18 protein-coding genes are annotated in these 18,047 nt (G+C 35.3%); 10 read left to right on the top strand and 8 right to left on the bottom strand.

All coding sequences use genetic code 11. From position 1 onward, the window contains the following. Window positions 1–36: 36 nt before the first annotated feature. On the top strand, window positions 37–1,656 hold the full coding sequence (locus OLM58_RS21965; protein WP_017497626.1) for an ABC-F family ATP-binding cassette domain-containing protein: 1,620 nt from the start codon (window positions 37–39) through the stop codon (window positions 1,654–1,656). Between the two features lie 58 nt (window positions 1,657–1,714). Here OLM58_RS21965 and OLM58_RS21960 read toward each other — a convergent pair whose 3' ends face one another. Further along, the gene (locus tag OLM58_RS21960) at window positions 1,715–1,888 is read right to left on the bottom strand and encodes a hypothetical protein (RefSeq protein WP_264530667.1); all 174 of its coding nucleotides are present in this window, start codon (window positions 1,886–1,888) and stop codon (window positions 1,715–1,717) included. A gap of 240 nt (window positions 1,889–2,128) precedes the next feature. Between OLM58_RS21960 and OLM58_RS21955 the strand changes: the two genes are divergently transcribed. Further along, complete coding sequence (locus tag OLM58_RS21955; protein ID WP_264530666.1) at window positions 2,129–4,873, top strand: fibronectin type III domain-containing protein; 2,745 nt, start codon at window positions 2,129–2,131, stop codon at window positions 4,871–4,873. 59 nt (window positions 4,874–4,932) lie between these two features. Here OLM58_RS21955 and OLM58_RS21950 read toward each other — a convergent pair whose 3' ends face one another. The 5 genes from OLM58_RS21950 to OLM58_RS21930 all read right to left on the bottom strand — a co-directional run bounded on the left by OLM58_RS21950 (window position 4,933) and on the right by OLM58_RS21930 (window position 8,607). Next, window positions 4,933–5,505 (bottom strand): DinB family protein, encoded by a 573-nt coding sequence (locus OLM58_RS21950; protein ID WP_264530665.1) that lies wholly within the window; start codon window positions 5,503–5,505, stop codon window positions 4,933–4,935. 57 nt (window positions 5,506–5,562) lie between these two features. Next, window positions 5,563–6,072, bottom strand: a complete 510-nt coding sequence (locus tag OLM58_RS21945; RefSeq protein WP_264530664.1) for a Crp/Fnr family transcriptional regulator — start codon at window positions 6,070–6,072, stop codon at window positions 5,563–5,565. Then, window positions 6,047–6,697, bottom strand: a complete 651-nt coding sequence (locus OLM58_RS21940; protein WP_264530663.1) for a class I SAM-dependent DNA methyltransferase — start codon at window positions 6,695–6,697, stop codon at window positions 6,047–6,049. Before OLM58_RS21940 ends, OLM58_RS21945 begins: the two co-directional genes overlap by 26 nt. A gap of 193 nt (window positions 6,698–6,890) precedes the next feature. Next, window positions 6,891–7,967: a DUF418 domain-containing protein gene (locus OLM58_RS21935; RefSeq protein WP_264530662.1), complete on the bottom strand. Its 1,077-nt coding sequence runs from the start codon at window positions 7,965–7,967 to the stop codon at window positions 6,891–6,893. A gap of 73 nt (window positions 7,968–8,040) precedes the next feature. Beyond that, complete coding sequence (locus OLM58_RS21930; RefSeq protein WP_264530661.1) at window positions 8,041–8,607, bottom strand: Crp/Fnr family transcriptional regulator; 567 nt, start codon at window positions 8,605–8,607, stop codon at window positions 8,041–8,043. A 411-nt stretch (window positions 8,608–9,018) separates the two neighbouring features. Here OLM58_RS21930 and pyrR point away from each other — a divergent pair, with 411 nt between their 5' ends. The 8 genes from pyrR (at window position 9,019) to OLM58_RS21890 (ending at window position 14,978) form a co-directional block, all read left to right on the top strand. Beyond that, window positions 9,019–9,558: a bifunctional pyr operon transcriptional regulator/uracil phosphoribosyltransferase PyrR gene (gene pyrR, locus OLM58_RS21925; protein ID WP_173967632.1), complete on the top strand. Its 540-nt coding sequence runs from the start codon at window positions 9,019–9,021 to the stop codon at window positions 9,556–9,558. A gap of 19 nt (window positions 9,559–9,577) precedes the next feature. After that, window positions 9,578–10,219: a DUF6891 domain-containing protein gene (locus OLM58_RS21920; RefSeq protein WP_264530660.1), complete on the top strand. Its 642-nt coding sequence runs from the start codon at window positions 9,578–9,580 to the stop codon at window positions 10,217–10,219. 84 nt (window positions 10,220–10,303) lie between these two features. Then, complete coding sequence (locus OLM58_RS21915) at window positions 10,304–11,233, top strand: aspartate carbamoyltransferase catalytic subunit (RefSeq protein ID WP_017497616.1); 930 nt, start codon at window positions 10,304–10,306, stop codon at window positions 11,231–11,233. 172 nt (window positions 11,234–11,405) lie between these two features. Next, entirely contained in the window at window positions 11,406–11,738 is a 333-nt protein-coding gene (locus OLM58_RS21910; protein WP_264530659.1) for a ribonuclease Z, read from the top strand. Window positions 11,739–11,834: 96 nt separating this feature from the next. Then, complete coding sequence (locus tag OLM58_RS21905) at window positions 11,835–12,740, top strand: ribonuclease Z (RefSeq protein WP_264530658.1); 906 nt, start codon at window positions 11,835–11,837, stop codon at window positions 12,738–12,740. Between the two features lie 127 nt (window positions 12,741–12,867). Further along, window positions 12,868–13,512, top strand: a complete 645-nt coding sequence (gene pdxH / locus OLM58_RS21900) for a pyridoxamine 5'-phosphate oxidase (RefSeq protein ID WP_264530657.1) — start codon at window positions 12,868–12,870, stop codon at window positions 13,510–13,512. Between the two features lie 171 nt (window positions 13,513–13,683). Next, entirely contained in the window at window positions 13,684–14,196 is a 513-nt protein-coding gene (locus OLM58_RS21895; RefSeq protein ID WP_264530656.1) for a CAP domain-containing protein, read from the top strand. A gap of 128 nt (window positions 14,197–14,324) precedes the next feature. Next, window positions 14,325–14,978 (top strand): SMI1/KNR4 family protein, encoded by a 654-nt coding sequence (locus OLM58_RS21890; protein ID WP_264530655.1) that lies wholly within the window; start codon window positions 14,325–14,327, stop codon window positions 14,976–14,978. Window positions 14,979–15,069: 91 nt separating this feature from the next. Here OLM58_RS21890 and OLM58_RS21885 read toward each other — a convergent pair whose 3' ends face one another. Together OLM58_RS21885 and OLM58_RS21880 are read right to left on the bottom strand one after the other, a co-directional pair. Beyond that, window positions 15,070–17,010 carry an OmpA family protein gene (locus OLM58_RS21885; RefSeq protein WP_264530654.1) on the bottom strand — a complete coding sequence of 647 codons (1,941 nt, stop codon included), beginning with the start codon at window positions 17,008–17,010 and terminating at the stop codon, window positions 15,070–15,072. A gap of 11 nt (window positions 17,011–17,021) precedes the next feature. Beyond that, window positions 17,022–17,939 (bottom strand): type IX secretion system membrane protein PorP/SprF, encoded by a 918-nt coding sequence (locus OLM58_RS21880; RefSeq protein WP_264532456.1) that lies wholly within the window; start codon window positions 17,937–17,939, stop codon window positions 17,022–17,024. Between the last annotated feature and the right edge of the window lie 108 nt (window positions 17,940–18,047).

Genomic DNA, 18,047 nt, shown 5'->3' with positions numbered 1-18,047 from the left:
TCATACTTTTGCACCAAATTAATTAAAAAGACATTCATGTTAACAGTCAATAATTTATCAGTTCAGTTTGGCAAACGAATTTTGTTTGACGAAGTAAATACTACTTTCACTCATGGGAATATTTATGGAGTTATTGGAGCCAATGGTGCTGGAAAATCTACTTTTCTAAAAATCTTAGCGGGAGATATTGATCCTACTTCAGGGCATATTCATTTAGAACCGGGAAAACGTATGTCGGTTTTGAACCAAAATCACAACATGTTCGATGAGCATACGGTTTTGGAAACTGTTTTGATGGGAAATAAAGTTTTGTATGCTGTTAAGAAAGAAATGGATGAACTTTATGCAGACTACAACGATAAAAACGCAGACAGAATTGGAGAACTTCAGGTTCAGTTTGAAGAAATGAACGGTTGGAATGCCGACTCTGATGCTGCGGCCATGTTGTCTAACTTAGGAATCACAGAGGCAGATCATTATACTCTAATGGGTGATTTGGAAGGAAAAATTAAAGTACGTGTGCTTTTAGCGCAGGCACTTTTTGGAAATCCAGATTTGCTGATCATGGATGAGCCTACCAACGACCTGGATTTTGAAACCATTGCGTGGTTAGAGAACTTCCTTGCGAATTATGAAAATACTGTAATTGTAGTATCTCACGACCGTCACTTTTTAGATGCCGTTTGTACACATATTTCTGATATTGATTTTGGGAAAATAAACCACTATTCAGGAAACTATACTTTCTGGTACGAGTCCAGCCAATTAGCGGCAAAACAGCGTGCACAGCAGAATAAAAAAGCAGAAGAGAAGAAACAGGAACTTGAAGAATTTATTCGTCGTTTTAGTGCAAACGTTGCGAAATCTAAACAAGCTACTTCTCGTAAAAAAATGATTTCGAAATTGAATATTTCTGAAATTAAACCTTCAAGCCGTCGTTATCCTGCAATTATTTTTGATCAGGATCGTGAAGCAGGAGATCAGATTTTGAATGTTGAAGGTCTGGCAGCTTCTATCGATGGTGATCTTTTGTTTAAAGATGTTGATCTGAACATGGCAAAAGGCGATAAAATCGTTCTTTTCTCTAAAGATTCACGTGCTACAACAGCATTCTACCAAATTTTGAACAACGAACAAAAGGCAGATGCCGGAACTTTTGATTGGGGAATTACAACCAATCAGGCTTATTTACCGGCTGAGAATCATTCGTTCTTTGAAAATGATCTGACTTTGGTAGATTGGTTACGCCAGTACGCCAAAACAGAAGAAGAGCGTGATGAGGTTTTTATTAGAGGATTCTTAGGGAAAATGATTTTCTCCGGAGAAGAGGCGTTAAAAACAAGCCGCGTATTATCAGGAGGGGAAAAAGTACGTTGTATGCTATCCAGAATGATGATGGAGAGAGCCAATATCTTAATGCTTGATGAACCAACCAATCACTTAGATCTGGAGTCCATTACAGCTTTTAATAACTCATTGAAAAATTTTAAAGGTTCCGTAATTTTCACCACACATGACCACGAGTTTGCACAAACTGTTGGTAACAGAGTAGTGGAGTTAACACCAAACGGAGTCATAGACCGTTACATGACATTTGACGAATACCTGGACGATGAAAAAATTCAGGAATTAAGAAAAAAAATGTACAACCTGTAATTTTATAATTTATAATAAGAGAAATCCCGTTCGCTAGCTGAACGGGATTTTTTTTGATTTATTTTTTGCCAAACAGTTTAGCGAGTATGAAGATAATTATCGCAATAATAAAAATAACGATAAAGATACCAAAGCCCATTCCGGCTTTAAAAATGTCTCCGATAACTTCGCAGCTCGTAAATGAAAATAATAGTACAAATACCATTAACAAACGTTTGATCTTATTTTGCATGACCTTGATGTTTTAAGAACTTGCTGTTCTGATTAGTATAACTTAAAATTAGGCCAAAGAACAAGAAAGATCTTATATGATTTAATTAAAAAGTTCTATGATTTAGAGTAAAATCAACGAGGTGCAAAAGGTTAAACAACTTTACAATAAAGAGAAGTAAAGATAAGGGAAAGGTAATGTTCTCTTAAAAGCTATTACGTTTTCGAACAATACTTTTGTTCAGTCTAAACAAAAAAACGTATGAAAAAACTTTACTTATTATTTATGCTTCTGGGGTTAAGTTATGCTTCAAAAGCGCAAAATTTATTTCCTTATCTGCAAAACGCGACACCAACATCTATCTACGTTAATTGGAAAACGGATAGTAATCCGGAATCTATTGTAGAGTACGGAACAACAGCATCGAATCTAAATGTTACCGTTACCGGTAATACTAATGTTTTTACAGATTCAGGTTATCCGGGTAATTATTTCTATCATAGTGCAAAGCTGACTAACCTTTCGGCTAACACGAAATATTTCTACAGAATAAAAACCGGAGCAGATGTGTCTTCGGTTTATTCTTTTAAAACATTACCCAATCCGGGACAAGCAGCCACAGCCAATGGACACATTCGGTTTTTGATTATGGGGGATAATCAACTGAAAGCTGTTCCGCGTTATGATTCTTTAGTGTCAGCTGCCAAAAGAAAAATCAGACAGAAATGGGGAAACAATTTATCTCCGGATGATAATATCTCCATGACTTTTATGGTGGGAGATCAGGTTGATGTGGGAACTTTGGATCATTATGAAAATGTACATTTTAAAAAGAACAGAGGTTTATCTGGTAATGTGCCTATTCAGACCACAGTAGGAAACCATGAAACTTACGGAACGTTGGGAATGAACTCTTATTACGATCATTTTTATATTAGCGAGCTTTCATACAAAGGAATTTCATCGGGAACAGAGAATTATTATGCACAGCAGGCGGGTAATGTTTTGTTTATCAGTTTAAGTTCAGAACATACCGGTGCGGCACAGCTAAGCTGGTTACAGCAGGTTCTTACTGCTGCGAATGCTGATAATACAGTAGAATGGATTTTTTCTTTAAGTCACAGACCTTATCAGGCAGAGCAATACGTGGGCGATATTTCGACCTGGGTTCGTAATACAGCTGTACCGTTATTGGTAACTTCTCCGAAATATTCAATGCATATTGGGGCGCACCATCATTTGTATCACCGCGGGCAATTAAAAAACACACCTACCTATAATATTATTTCGGGAGGTACGGCCTGGGATCAATATTGGGGATCTTCTACAGAGCAGGATTTTGATGATGTACAAAAAACTATTTGTAACTGGATTTACCAAATTGTAGATATTGACGTGACAAACGGAAAAATGGATATTGAAAGTTATTCCATTGGAAGTGTTGATAAATGGAAGAACAACCAGCTAATGGATGAATTTCATCGATATAAAAACAAAGCGGCACCTGCCAAACCTTCGATTACGAATACTTTTACTGCGACAAATACATTGCCGCTAACCGTGTCCGGATCGACTTATACGACAACTACAGATGAGAAGTTGAATACCAGTCAGTTTTTGATTTCTCAAACACCAACATTCGATATTGTAAAAAAAGAAGTATATCGAGATTTCGAAAATTTATACGGAAAGTATGGCACTAAGAAAGATTCTACTGTAAACATCAATCTGGGTGTAGATATTACCAAAATGGATTTGGCTTCTAATTCACTTCCAAATGGCAAATACTATGTGAAACTAAGATACAGAGACCGTAATCTTGAATGGTCGCCATGGAGTGATGTTCAGATTTTTACGATTACAGGAAGTAACAATGTAAATACAGCAATAGTTACAGATGCTCTGACCTATTCGTTGAACACACCAATAAAAGTCGATTTTACTGATGCTCCGGCCAGTACTTCAACATGGATTGGTTTATACAAAGAAGGACAGACTCCGGGAGGTTCTTCGCCATCGCAAACCTGGAAATATACGGACGGAAGTGCCAGCGGATTTATTACTTTTTCTAGCGGACTGGCTACTAAAGGGCGTTATTATGCTGCAATATTTTCAAATGGAGGGTATACGGAAATTGCACCCCGAAAATACTTTTATGTAGGGCCGGTACCGACCTTAACGACTGATAAAACCGAGTATTCTGTTGGGACTCCTATCCTTATTAATTATACAAATGGTCCGCAACTGGCAAAAGACTGGATTGGTATTTACAGAATGGGGGTTAATCCCGGATCCGGAGTTACAGCAACAAGCTGGCAATATGTTACAACCGTTGCAGATACTAAATCTTTCACGGGACTGCCAAAAGGTTACTATTATGCCGAGTATTATTTACAGGATGGATTTAATCCGATTGGAAACAAAGTATTTTTTAAAGTAGGAGCTGTCGTTACCGAATTATGGATCAATAAACCTGTTTATGATTTGGGCGAGCAGATTACTGCTTCGTGGACAGATGCTCCGGGAATTGTAAAAGACTGGTTGGGGATTTATCATGATGGAGATAATCCGAATGAAAAACCACTGGTGAGTTATACCTATTTTGAAGGACTTTCTGAAGGAACAAAAAATATTGCAGCTACGGAATTACCAACAGAAAAAGGGAAATACTTTTTGGTAATGTTTACTAACGATTCTTATAATGAAGTTTCAAACAGAGTTTCTTTTGAAGTAATCGATCCGCATCTGAACAATGATGAATTTAAAATCGATAATGGTTTGAGAGTGTATCCAAATCCAACAAAGAATGATGCAGAGACCTTTATTCAATCTGAATATCCTATTGACGAAATAGAAATTTACAGCATGGAAGGGAAATTATTATATGCTACAAAGAATGTAAACAATAATAAGTTTTCTCTAATCAATCAGGATTTACCAAAAGGAGTTTATATTCTAAAAATACATTCCCGTAAATTGTTTACGGCCAAACTAATTGTGAAGTAGTTTTTTTTTTTTTTTTCGAAACCCCATTTGCCACAGTGAATGGGGTTTCGTTTTTTAGCTTATGATTGTTCTTGTATGGAAGCGGTATTTTTTATAGCCTCTTTTATGGTGTCAATTTGATTCAGATGCCTCAGGATATGATGAATAAAAAACTGAAAAGTATCTCCCAGTTTTAGTCTGAGTAAACCGGATAAAGAAGTGGGGATTTTTATACGATTCAAACTTACCTTTTTGGCTTGTTCCAGTAATGCTAATAATTGAAGTTGTTGGTTGATGAATTTGTCAATTACACTTTTGTCAAGCTCAGAGTTTAATGGATTTTTGTCTTTAAAGGTTTTCATTTTGTTCAGCTTTTTTTTCGGAAGCATACTTTTGGCAAAATAACCGCCTAAAAATCCGCTATTAAATTGGGTTTCGGAAGAAGTTTTCGAGTTCTTTATTTTGTCTTCTATCTCAGCTAGATAATAATCACCATACAAATTCAAATGCTCCATGCATTCCAAAATGTTCCAGGAAGCAGGATTTTCTCTCCAGGTCAAAGTTTGTATAGTATCATTCTTAAGTTTTTCAGCCTGATTGATACTATCTCTCGTGTGATCCATTAGTAATTGTATGAGTTTTTCTGATTGCATAGGTTTAATTTTTGAAGCAAAGTTTCAAAAAGTTTTTCCGGAAATGATTGATCGAAATCAAGACTTTTTTAATCTCGATAATGTCTCAGGTGTCATTCTTAGATAGTTGGCAATGTGTTTGTTTGGAACTTCCTGAAAAAGCTTTGGACTTCTCTTTAAAACTCTTTGGTATCTTTCTTTTGGAGAACTGGTTAAGATATCAATTTCGCGTTCCATTTGCTGCACTACTAAGTTTTCTAAAATAGTAATCCATAGGTTTTTATTGGCTTCAATTTTTAAAAACTGATCTATTTGCTTCTTTGTTATAATCTTTACAACTGTTTTTTTAATCGCCTGAATACACAAATCAGAAGGCCTTCCGGTTAAGAAAGAATCCAGTGACACAATTAAATTTTGCCGGTAGCCAAATCGAATGATTTGTTCTTCATCGTCATCATCCAGAACAAAAAGACGCAGACTGCCGCTTTCTACAAAGTAAATAGTATCGTCCATACTGCCTTTTACTTTAAGAAATTCATTCCTGTTTATGGTTATTGTTTTTTCAGAAAGTGCAATGATTTCTTTCATTTTTTTGAGCAATTAGTATCGTATGAATTTCAATATTTTCGGATTTTGGATATTTAATTTCAAACGATTTAATGATTTTGAAATTATGTATAGAAAGCTGTTTTTCTATGTTCTTTAAATTATGATAATAGAAGTATGTTCGGTCGCCGGTACTTCCCGAAATGAAACCTGATTCAGTTGAATGTCCTTCAACAAAACTAAGATAAAAAATACCATTAGGACAGAGTATTTTATCAGTGCTGTTGATTAGTTTGGAACAATCTTCTTCGGACAAATAGGGCAGGCAAAAACCACAAATAATGGCATCAAATTGTTGATCTACTTTGTTGAGGTCTCGTGTGTCCATTACTTCAAACTGCGCAGAAGGATTGTTCTTTTGTGCTAATTCAATCATTTTGGGAGCAATGTCAATTCCCCTAATTTTTAAATCAGGTTTCTTTGATAATAAATATTTTGTGATGTTTCCCGGACCACAGCCAATTTCAAAGATATGGAGCTGTTCGTTTTTCAAAGCATCGCAAAAGAAGTCATAAGTTTCATTATACAGCTTTAAATCCATGAACTTGTCTTGATAAATAGCTGCAATTTTATCCCAGGTTTCGAAAGTTTCTCTGTATTGATCCATAGCTTTAATCTTGTGTTTGGTCTGTAAGCAAGAAGTATTGGTAAGTGCTGTACTGCTAAAATATAATTTTAAATTTAGAGAAGGAAATAGTTTTTTTGATGTAGACTTTTAGTCTAGTCTCCAGCTTTAAGGTTTCTTTTGACAGTTTATGGCCGGCTCAAAATGATTGGGTAATGGTTCCTGTGAAATTTAGTTAGCGGGTTATTTTTCGCATAAGGGCTTCAAATGGACCATTCTTAAAGTGTGTTGCCCAAAGTTTACTAAAGTAGTAACTGAGTACAAAGTATGCAATTGAAAATAGTAAAATATAAATTGGTTTTGTTGCTTTCTGATCTGCTGAATGTTGAACCAGATCATTGCCTGTTAGTACAGAGAATAAAATTAAACCAATGGTAAGATGTGAAATATAATGCGTTAGCGTCATTTGACCCGTTGGTGCAAAATTTTGTACATATTGGTTATTTCCGTTTTTGTCTCCTATAAACATAAAAAAGGCAATCAGCATCAGAGCAAATCCGGAGGTGCTTAACATAAAAGGGAGGTACGGAGGGAGATAATCGGCGTTGATAAATAAATGTAAATCCCCTGAAAGTACAAATTGGCCGGACAATAATTGAAGTAATGCTATCGAGATATATAATAGAAAACCAATAATAAACATCTTCTGCTGAATCTTTTTACTGCTCCAGTTTAGTCTTCCGAGATACATTCCTAGAAGAAAATAAGCAATCCAGGGGAATACAGCATTCCAGCCATTGTAAAAAGTATTTCTGACAAACCCGTTCAGCGTATAAAAATCTTTGTAGTGAAATGATTCCATATTCCAACCCGTTTCATAAGGGATGAAAAAAATTAAAAAGTGAAAACTAAAGACCGCCACAGCCGCCAGAAACAAAAAAAAACTTTTGTTTAAAAAGACTATAAATGCAATTATGAGCATATAGCAACCGTAAAAGTGCAAAATATCGGCAGGCCAGATCAGGTTAAGCAAAAGCCCGATGACAAATAAAAAACCGGCTCGTTTGAGGATGGTATTTCTCAGCTTGTTTTTCTCGGCAGGAGTATATTCGGGTCTGTTGGTCATAAGTGCGATTCCCATTCCGGCCAGTATCACAAAAACAGAGCTCGAGTTGCCGCTAAAAAGAGACATAAATTGTGCAACAGTACTTTGGTCATTATGGGAGCCAAAAACCATATTGAAATTCACAATAAACATTCCGAAGATGGCATATGCTCTTGCCAGGTCAAATCCTATAATTCTTTGTTTCATTTTTTTTATATTTTATGAAACAAATGTCGAAATGAAAAATCGCTGGAAATTTGACTTAAGTCAAATAATAGATTTAAATTTTGGACCGGATTCTGCTTAGAGTTTCCAAAGATATTCCAAGATAAGAAGCGATATGTGTAAGCTGGATGTTTTTAATAATATGCGAATGCTCTTTAATTAATTTAAGATAACGGGTCGTAGCGTCCAGTGTGCGAAACTGAAATAAGCGATCCTCCAGCCAAATTGCATAATACTCGGTGAGCATCAAATCTAATTCTGTTAATTTGGGGAATTGCTTTTTTGCATTCTGAAATTCTTTAAAGTCAGTTTGTGAAATGGTGATGTCTGTGACGGCCTCAATGAATTCGTTACTTGGTTTTTGCAGACAATAACTATTAAAAGATACCGCGATATCATCTTTAAAGTATAATTCTGTTGTGATTTCTTTTCCATCATCAAGGTAGTACTTTCTGACAATCCCTTCTTCTATAAAGTAACTTTTACTGCAAATTTCATCTTGTCGTAATAAAAACGCTCCTTTTTTTAAAGTCCTGGTAGTGGAGATGTTGTTTAAAACGTCTAAGGTTTCCTGATCAAGGCTGTTTATAAAAGTATCTATTTTTGTGAGATAGGAGTTCATTTTTTCGGTTTTTAAAAGCAATATAGGTTAAGGGGATTTTTAGGTCTGTTTTGGGGTGTTAAGGTCAAAGAGATTTTCTCAATACCTTGTGTCTGTATAATCCCATCGATTGCAATTATAGTCAAGATAATTATTTTTCTCCTAATCTTATGTGTTTTGGTTGGTCAAATATAATAAAATAGTAAAAAGTACCTGATCAAGTTAGGATCTGTTGATGACTTGTACGAAAGGTTCTTTGACTTATATAGTTTCATGAGCAACGAATTGAAATTCGATGTTATCTATGGAATTTAAAAAGAATGCTTTGTGTTATTACAACGCTAAAAATTTATTCAAATATTTGTATTTAGAAAGAGACTACAAATAAATTCTGATTTTGTATATTTGCCCAACCAAACATTATACTTAATTATGAGCCAAAAAGTATTACTTAATTCAAAAGAAGTTACTATCATACTCCATCGTTTGGCTTGTCAGTTAATCGAAAAACATCTTGATTTTTCAGATACTATTTTAATCGGAATTCAGCCAAGAGGTGTTTTTTTAGCCGAACGTTTGAAACAAATATTAGAAAGCGAGTACAAAACACCCGAAATTTCTCTGGGTTATTTAGACATCACCTTTTTTAGAGACGATTTCCGTCGGACCGATAAACCGCTTGAAGCGAATAAAACCCAAATCAATTTTATAGTCGAAAATAAAAAAGTCATTTTTATTGATGACGTTTTGTTTACCGGACGAAGCATTCGTTCCGCGTTAACTGCTATTCAGTCTTTTGGAAGACCTTCAGAAATTGAATTGTTGGTGTTAATTGACCGACGTTTTAGCCGTAATTTACCTATTCAACCCGATTATCGTGGCCGTCAGGTAGATGCTATCAATGGTGAAAAAGTAAAAGTAAGCTGGAAAGAAAATGACGGTGAAGATGTGGTCTATTTGATAACAAATTAACGAATAAATAAAAATAAGGATGACAGAGAATGAAGCTTTTATTTATGAATCAATTTTTAACCAAGTTAGAATGGGGTTTCTGTCTCTTGATGAGATTCAGGAAAACATTCTGGAAGAAATTGAAGACAACGAATTTGAGGATGAAATCTCTGAAGAGTGGGCCTTTGATAAAATAAGAGAAGAAAACCAAAAATTACTTTCAGAAAGTAAACAATGGAAAAGCCCAACAGATACGGAAAGATTAATAAAAGCGTTTGATGAATTAGCCGATAGAAATATTATTGCACTTCATAATGCGGGGTATACCACATCGGATGGGGAATATGAAGTTGTTGAGGTAGAAAGAGCGTTACGTGAAAACGAAGTAGAATCTGACGGATATTGTTTTTATCACGAACAAGATTTAGCAAGAGGAGTAGCTGTAAAAGATTCAAGTTTGTTTATCGCATTCCAGAAAGTAGATAATGGTGATGATGCGACAACAATAGAAGTAGGTAAAGTAGTTGCCGAAGTTCTAAGAGATAACGGCTTCACTCTAAATTGGAATGAATCTGCGAGAACAAAAATAGAAATTCCAGGTTTCAAATGGCAGCATCTTTTTGATGAAGATGCCAGAGATTTGCAGGATTACAGCGAAGTTGTAGAAAGAATGATTCGATAAAGGAGTTGTTCTTTGTAGCAGTTTTGAAAAACTGAGCATGCCAGGAATTCATGAATTTGACAAATAAATATTAAAGAAATAAAAATGAAAGAATTAAGCGTAGATCATTTATTGGGAATTAAATATATCAATGAAAATGATATTAACCTGATTTTTGAAACGGCCGATCATTTTAAAGAAGTCATCAACAGACCCATTAAAAAAGTTCCTTCATTACGAGATATTACCATTGCCAATATTTTCTTCGAGAACAGTACAAGAACTAAACTTTCCTTCGAATTGGCACAAAAAAGATTATCGGCTGATGTGATTAGTTTTTCGGCAGCCCAGTCTTCGGTTAAAAAAGGGGAGACCCTGATTGATACTGTAAATAATATCCTTTCAATGAAAGTTGATATGGTTGTAATGCGCCACTCCAATCCCGGAGCGGCTTATTTTTTATCCAAAAATGTCAAAGCCAGTATCGTGAATGCCGGAGACGGAGCACACGAACACCCAACTCAGGCTTTATTAGACAGTTATTCGATTAGAGAAAAATTAGGCGATGTGGCCGGAAAAAAAGTAGTCATTGTAGGAGATATTCTGCATTCGAGAGTAGCTTTGTCTAACATATATGCTTTGAAGATGCAGGGAGCTGAGGTGAAAGTCTGCGGACCAAAAACACTGATTCCGAGATATATTGAATCACTTGGTGTCACAGTTGAACCCAATTTGCGTAAAGCTTTAGAGTGGTGTGATGTTGCTAATATGCTTCGTGTTCAAAATGAACGTATGGATGTGAACTTTTTTCCATCGACACGTGAGTATGCACAGCAATATGGAGTAGATAAACCGCTACTGGACTCGCTTGGGAAAGAAATCGTAATCATGCACCCGGGACCAATTAACAGAGGGGTAGAGATTACTTCTGAAGTGGCTGACTCTGATCATTCTGTTATTCTGAATCAGGTCGAAAACGGAGTAGCGATCAGAATGGCGGTGATTTATTTGCTCGCATCCAAGATTCAACAGTAATGGATATAGTTTTCAGTCGCGGTTTTCAGTCTCAGTCTTGACTGGAAAACTTCTCTGAGACTGAATACTGAGACCGAATACTGAAACTGAAAACTGACAACTGGGAATAAGAACTGAAAACTAAAAAAACTTCGTACCTTAGCTTTTCAAATCAGAAGTGTATATAGTAAAAATGAAAGTAGATCAAAAAGGACATACCGTTACAATTAAAGATACTCAGGGAGATTTTAATGCTTTTTTGGAAAGAGTAACGCAACAGTTTAAAACCTTTGAAAAACAAAATATTATAATCGATTTATCAGCAGATAGTGGTGTGTCGGAAAAAGAGGTGAAACTTTTTTTGCCCCTTGCCAAGCAGCAGAAGAAAGCCAAAAAATCATTTGTAATAGTAGTTTCAGATCTAGACTTTAATGCCGTTTCAGATAAATTAGTCGTTGTTCCGTCACTTTTGGAAGCGCATGATATTATCGAAATGGAGGAAATCGAAAGAGACCTTGGATTTTAAAATAAGTTTAATTGTTTATTCGGTTAACTGTTTAATCGATTTGAATTAGTTTTAGCCGATTAAACGATTTATCAAATAAACGAATAAACAGTAAAATTGAAATTAACCATACTTGGCTGTTATGCCGCAACTCCCAGAACAATTACGAACCCTACTTCACAGGTTTTAGAAATAAGAAATCGTTTATTTTTAATTGATTGTGGTGAGGGAACACAGGTGCAGCTTAGAAAGAATAAGATTAAATTCTCAAAAATAAATCACATCTTTATCTCGCATCTTCACGGAGATCACCTTTATGGATTAATTGGGACTATTTCTACTTTTTCTCTTTTAGGAAGAACGACCGATTTACATATTTACGGGCCGAAAGGGATTAAAGAACTTATTCTGCTTCAATTAAAATTGACGGAATCCTGGACGACCTATAAATTGTTTTTCCATGAATTAGAGTCAAAAGAAAGCGAAGTTATTTTTGAAGACAGTAAGGTTATTGTAAAAACGATTCCGTTGAAGCATCGTGTGTATACAAACGGATTTTTGTTTCAGGAAAAACCCGGTGATCGCAAATTAAATGTAGAAGCAGTTCAGCAATACAATATTCATACAGCATATTTTCAAAAAATAAAAGGAGGCGGTGACGTTACACTTGACGATGGAACCGTAATAAAGAACAAAGAATTATCCTTTGATCCTATTCCGTCAATGAGTTATGCGTTTTGTTCCGATACCGTGTATCACGAAGACGTACTTCCCATAATTAAAGATGTTGACGTTTTGTACCATGAATCTACCTTTTTGGAATCAGAAGCTGCTTTGGCACTGAAAACGTTACACTCAACCGCAAAAGAAGCGGCAACAATTGCGCTTAAAGCGAATGCAAAGAAGTTAATTCTGGGGCATTATTCAACACGTTATGATGGTATCGAACGTTTTAAAGAAGAAGCCGAAACCGTTTTTCCAAACACACTTTTGGGAGATGACGGGAGGAGTTATGAGTTATGAGTTATGAGTTATGAGTTATGAGTTATGTGGATTAGTTATAAATGACAAAATGCTAGTTTGTTTATTTTTCAAGAATTTGTAATCAAAAAATCTAAAATCTGCAATCTACAATCTAAAATCAACAATCATGAACGATTTAAGCAATTATAGAAAATCTTACGAAAAGAGTGAATTATTGGAAACCAATATTCCCGAAGACCCAATCAATCTGTTCAACCGATGGTTTCATGAGGTAGAAGATTTTGGCGGAAACGGAGAAGTTAATGCCATGACAGTTTCGACAATTGGATTGGATGGTTTCCCGAAATCCAGAGTGGTTTTATTAAAGAAATTTTCAGAGGAAGGTTTTATTTTTTATACCAATTATGATTCGGAGAAAGGGAAGGCGATAGCCGCAAACCCGCATGTTTGTTTGTCATTTTTCTGGCAGGAAATGGAACGCCAGGTCATCATAAAAGGAATCGCTGTAAAAACATCAGAGAACATATCAGATGGTTATTTTGATTCTCGTCCTGATGGAAGTAAATTGGGTGCGATTGTTTCGAAGCAAAGTGAAGTGATTCCGTCCCGAACTTTTTTGGAAGAAAATTTGAAAAAACTGGAAAAAGAGTTCGAAGGAAAACACATACCGAGACCTGAAAATTGGGGAGGTTTTTTAGTAACTCCTTTAGAGGTAGAATTTTGGCAGGGGAGACCCAATAGATTGCATGACAGAATTCGTTACCAAAGTCAATCTGACTTTTCATGGAAGATTGAAAGATTATCCTCTTAGCTTGTAGGATTATTACGTTTGATTGTAAAATTATTGCGTATTTTATCGATATTATTTGTAGTTTAACGATAAATTGAATAAGTTTGAGAAAGAAACAAGTCAATTTATTTTAATAAATATTTAAAGGATTTGCCCCAACATCTACTTTAAAAATTAAACTACTATGTCATTATGAAAAAGATGATGCGTAACATGAGGTTCGTTGCAATAGTTGCCCTACTTGTTGCAATGAGCTCCTGTTCATCGGACAGCGCAGAGGGTAGCGAAAGCCCTGCTACAGCCGAGGCTGTCGTTGCTAACTACAATTACAATGATTCGGAAATCGAATCGATGAAACTTATCAATGATTATCGGATAAGTATTGGTCTGAATGCTCTGAAAGGAATCAATCACGTTTCATTTAAGTGCGAAGAACACAACAAATACATGATCGCAAACAATGTGGTTGATCATAATGATTTTACTTCGCGTTCCAATAATATCATGAGTGTTTTAGGTGCTAAAAAAGTAGGCGAAAATGTTGCTTACAATTATAAAACTTCTGAGGCTGCTTTAAGAGCCTGGCTGGATAGCCCCGGACACAAGGCAAATATTGAAGGAGACTATACTCATTTTGGTTTGTCAGTTTCGATTGACCCTAATACCGGAAAGAAATACTATACTAACATCTTTGTGAAGATGTAAAAAAAATATTGGACTGGTTAGTTTTTTATTGGTCGTTGCAATTCAGGGAATTGCAACGATTTTTTTTTTATCGATTGTTTAGGCGTTTATTTTCCTACTTTTGTTTTTGTTTAGAAAAGGTGAATATTATGAATGAAGTAATTAAAGATTATATTGATAAAGGAATAGCTTTTGTCGAAAAACACAAAGAATATCTTATGTATGGTGACGATATTGCTAAAGATATGATTTATGAATTTGATTATAGTAGTACTAAGAATAAATCTTCAAAAATGGAGTTGGAGCAAGAAAATGCTAGTGGAGAACTTTTAGAACTTTTGAAATCAACAGACAAAGTATGGAAAGCAACGAATAGCTCAGTAACAGATAGTCAAATAATTGAAATTGAAGAATATTTTAATTTAACATTTCCAAATTCATATAAGGAGTATTTAAAGTATAAACATTTTTACACCATTTTTTTAAACTCAGACATTAGATTATTTTCTAAACCCACGGATAAATGGAAAGAAATATTAGTAGAAGCGAATGAAGAAATGAGAGAAGTTTTATTAGATAAAGGATATTTTGCTATTGGTTATTATAGCGATTATGGGGCAGTCTGTTTTGATTTTAGAAATAATAAAGAAGAAGCAAGTATTGTTTTTATAACTTATGAGGATTTACAGATTGAATTATTGTCAGAAAATTTTACTCATTTATTAGAACAAGCATTGGAATTGAAAGAACCAACTCTAAAAGAATTGAAACCATGGAAAAAAAAGATGTATGGGATAGAATAGAATAGTCATGTTCGTTACTTCTTTTTAATAATTAATTAGCAGAAGCTGTCTTTTAAGACAGCTTCTGTTGCTAAATATAATAAGTAATTAATTAAAGAGAAGTAATAATAAATTCGCTTCTTCTGTTCATTTGATGTTGTTCTTCTGTACACGGTACACCATCAGAACAGCCATTTACCAGTTGGGTTTCTCCATATCCTTTTCCGGTGAGTCTGTTTTTAGCGATTCCGTTTTTAACGAGCCAGTCAATTGTTGATTTAGCTCTTCTGCCGGATAAGGCTTCATTGTATTGATGTGTAGCACGACTGTCTGTGTGGGAACGAATATCAAGTTTCATCGTTGGATGGCTGTTTAAGACATCAAGTATTTTTTCTAGATCCAGAGCAGCTTCTGTACGGATATTTGATTTATCCAGATCAAAGTAAATCATTTTGATACCAAAACATTTTCCTAAATCATCGCCAATGGTGACTTTGCAGGCGGATTTATCCAAAGCAATAGGAAGACTGGTTTTTCCGGTTAGTTTTCCAATGGTAATATTGATTTCTTTGGTTGTGTATTCTTCTTTTTCTGCTCTTACATTATACGTTTTTCCACATTCAACAGGGAAACTGTAAAAACCGGTTGCATCTGAAATAGTAGTGTTTTTTATATTGCCCAGATTGTCATATAAAGTTAATTTTGTGTTTGGCAAAACAGCTAAGGTTTCAGCGTCAGTAATGATTCCGTTTAGCTCTTGTATGCATTGTAGTTTTCTTGTTTCGAGAAATTTGTAGATATCATCAGAACCCTGTCCGCCATCTTTATTAGAGCTAAAATAGCCTCTTCTGGATGCAGGATCAATAATGTAGGCAAAATCATCTTTAGGTGAGTTAACATCCGCTCCAAGATTCTGAATATTGCTTATGGTTCCGTTATCTTCAATTTGGCCTACAAAAACGTCCAGACCACCTAGTCCGGGATGTCCGTCAGAAGCAAAATAAATTTCATTATCGCTGGTAACAAACGGAAATGTTTCTTTTCCTTGCGTATTTATGACTTTACCTAAGTTCATAGGTGTGCCATAACTGCCATTGCCATTGATGCTTACTTTGTAAATATCAGACTGTCCTACTGTTCCGGGCATATCTGAGGCGAAATACAGTGTTTTCTCATCAGGACTAAGTGCAGGATGAGCTGTACTATAATTATCACTGTCAAAAGGAAGTTCGGTTATGTTGGTCCATTTTCCGTTTTCAAGAGTGGCTCTGTATATTTTGATTAAAGTAATTTTGTTGTCATCTTTTCCTTTTTTACCGTTTATATAATTGTTTCTGGTAAAGTAAACCGTTTGCCCGTCTTTCGTAAAAGCGGGAGAAGACTCGTGAAACTTTGTATTAAGAGAGGTTTTGAATTTATTGACTTTCACTGTACTGTTGGCAGGAGGGTCTGTATCGGCAAAATACAAATTCGTAAAATATTCTCCGGTCCATTTGTGTTTGCGTTGTGAAAAGTTTCCGGTATCCCGGGCAGAGGCAAAGTATATTTTACCGTTGTAAACATAGGAACTGTAATCGGAGTATTTAGAGTTGATTCCGGCATCTTCAATTTTGTATCGGCCGGAATTGGCTTTGATTTTGTCCAGATAGTTTACATCCTCTGCATATAATTTTGCTCTGTCGTCGTTTTTAGATTTAGACAAAAAATCAGCCATAATTTTACTGGCCTTATCGGTTTGTCCGGTTGATTTTAGACATTGCGCATATCGATAGTAATACTCTGGCTCAACAACGGTGTTCATTGCAAATAATTCACCGTACCATTTTGCAGCAGCTTCAAAGTTAGAGTTGAAGTAGTATGAGTTTCCGAGCTTTTTAAACAAATCTTCCGATTTGTATCCTTTATCAGCTACACGTTCATAGGTTTTAATAGCGTCGATATATGCATAATTGTTGTAGTTCTTATCGGCAGTATTAATTTTCGATTGTTGCGCATAACTGCCGGCTGAAAAAGAACAGATAATTGTTAAGCAAAGGAGTATATAATTTTTCATAATCGTAATTTTTAGAAGAAACGTGGCGTTGTCATTTTACCATTGTTTTTGAAGAATTCGTAACGCAGGAATATCTCATGTGATCCTGAATTATAGTTGTTTAAACGAGTGGTTTCGCGATCGTATCCATAACCAAGATAGAGACCGTCAGTAATCTGGAATCCTACCATAGCACTAAGCGAAGCGCTCCATCGGTAGGCAACCCCAACCACAAGTTTATCCATGAACATAAAGTTGGCAGAAACATCTACCTGAAGCGGTGCTCCTTCGACCATTTTGGTCAGTAAAGCAGGTTTGAATTTGATGTATTGAAGTCTATCAAGATCAAACACATATCCGGCTATTAAATAATAATTGATTTTATCTTTGTAAATGGCATAATCATTATCAGAGTACCGATTGGTTTCGATAAAATTAGGTACTGATAAACCAATGTATGCTTTATCAGAATGCCAATAGACTCCGGCTCCCACATTCGGCGAAAACTTATTGTTTAGATCCTGAAACTGTGGATCTCCCTGACTCTCCGGATTTAATTTGCTGACATCCAAATTGAACAGGTTGGCTGTTCCTTTGATACCAAACGAAAGTTTAAAATCGGCTGAGGTCTGAATAGTATAGGAAAGGTCTACAGAAAAGTTGTTTTCGTTAGTTGGGCCAATTTTATCATTTACTAAAGAGGCTCCGATTCCTAAATTACTATTATTTATAGGGCTATTGATTGAGAAAGCGCTGGTTTCCGGAGCCCCGTCGAGTCCAACCCATTGGGTGCGGTATAATCCAAAAACACTTAAAGCTCCTCGCGATCCTGCATAAGCCGGATTAATGTTTATGGTATTGTACATATATTGCGTAAATTGTGCATCTTGCTGTGCATAGCTCGCAATTGTTACAAACATAATGACGAAGAAAAATAATTTTGTTCTCATAGTGGTATTTATTATTTTCATTAGTACTACTTTTTTTCAATTTAAATTGTAAAAAAGTCTATGCATTTGTATATTCAAAAATAAGGATTTTTTTATTAATTAATTGTA

This window comes from Flavobacterium sp. N502540, from assembly GCF_025947365.1.
Lineage (GTDB): Bacteria > Bacteroidota > Bacteroidia > Flavobacteriales > Flavobacteriaceae > Flavobacterium.
Note: the sequence above shows the minus strand (reverse complement) of the source record. Positions and strands in the feature narration are given on the sequence as shown.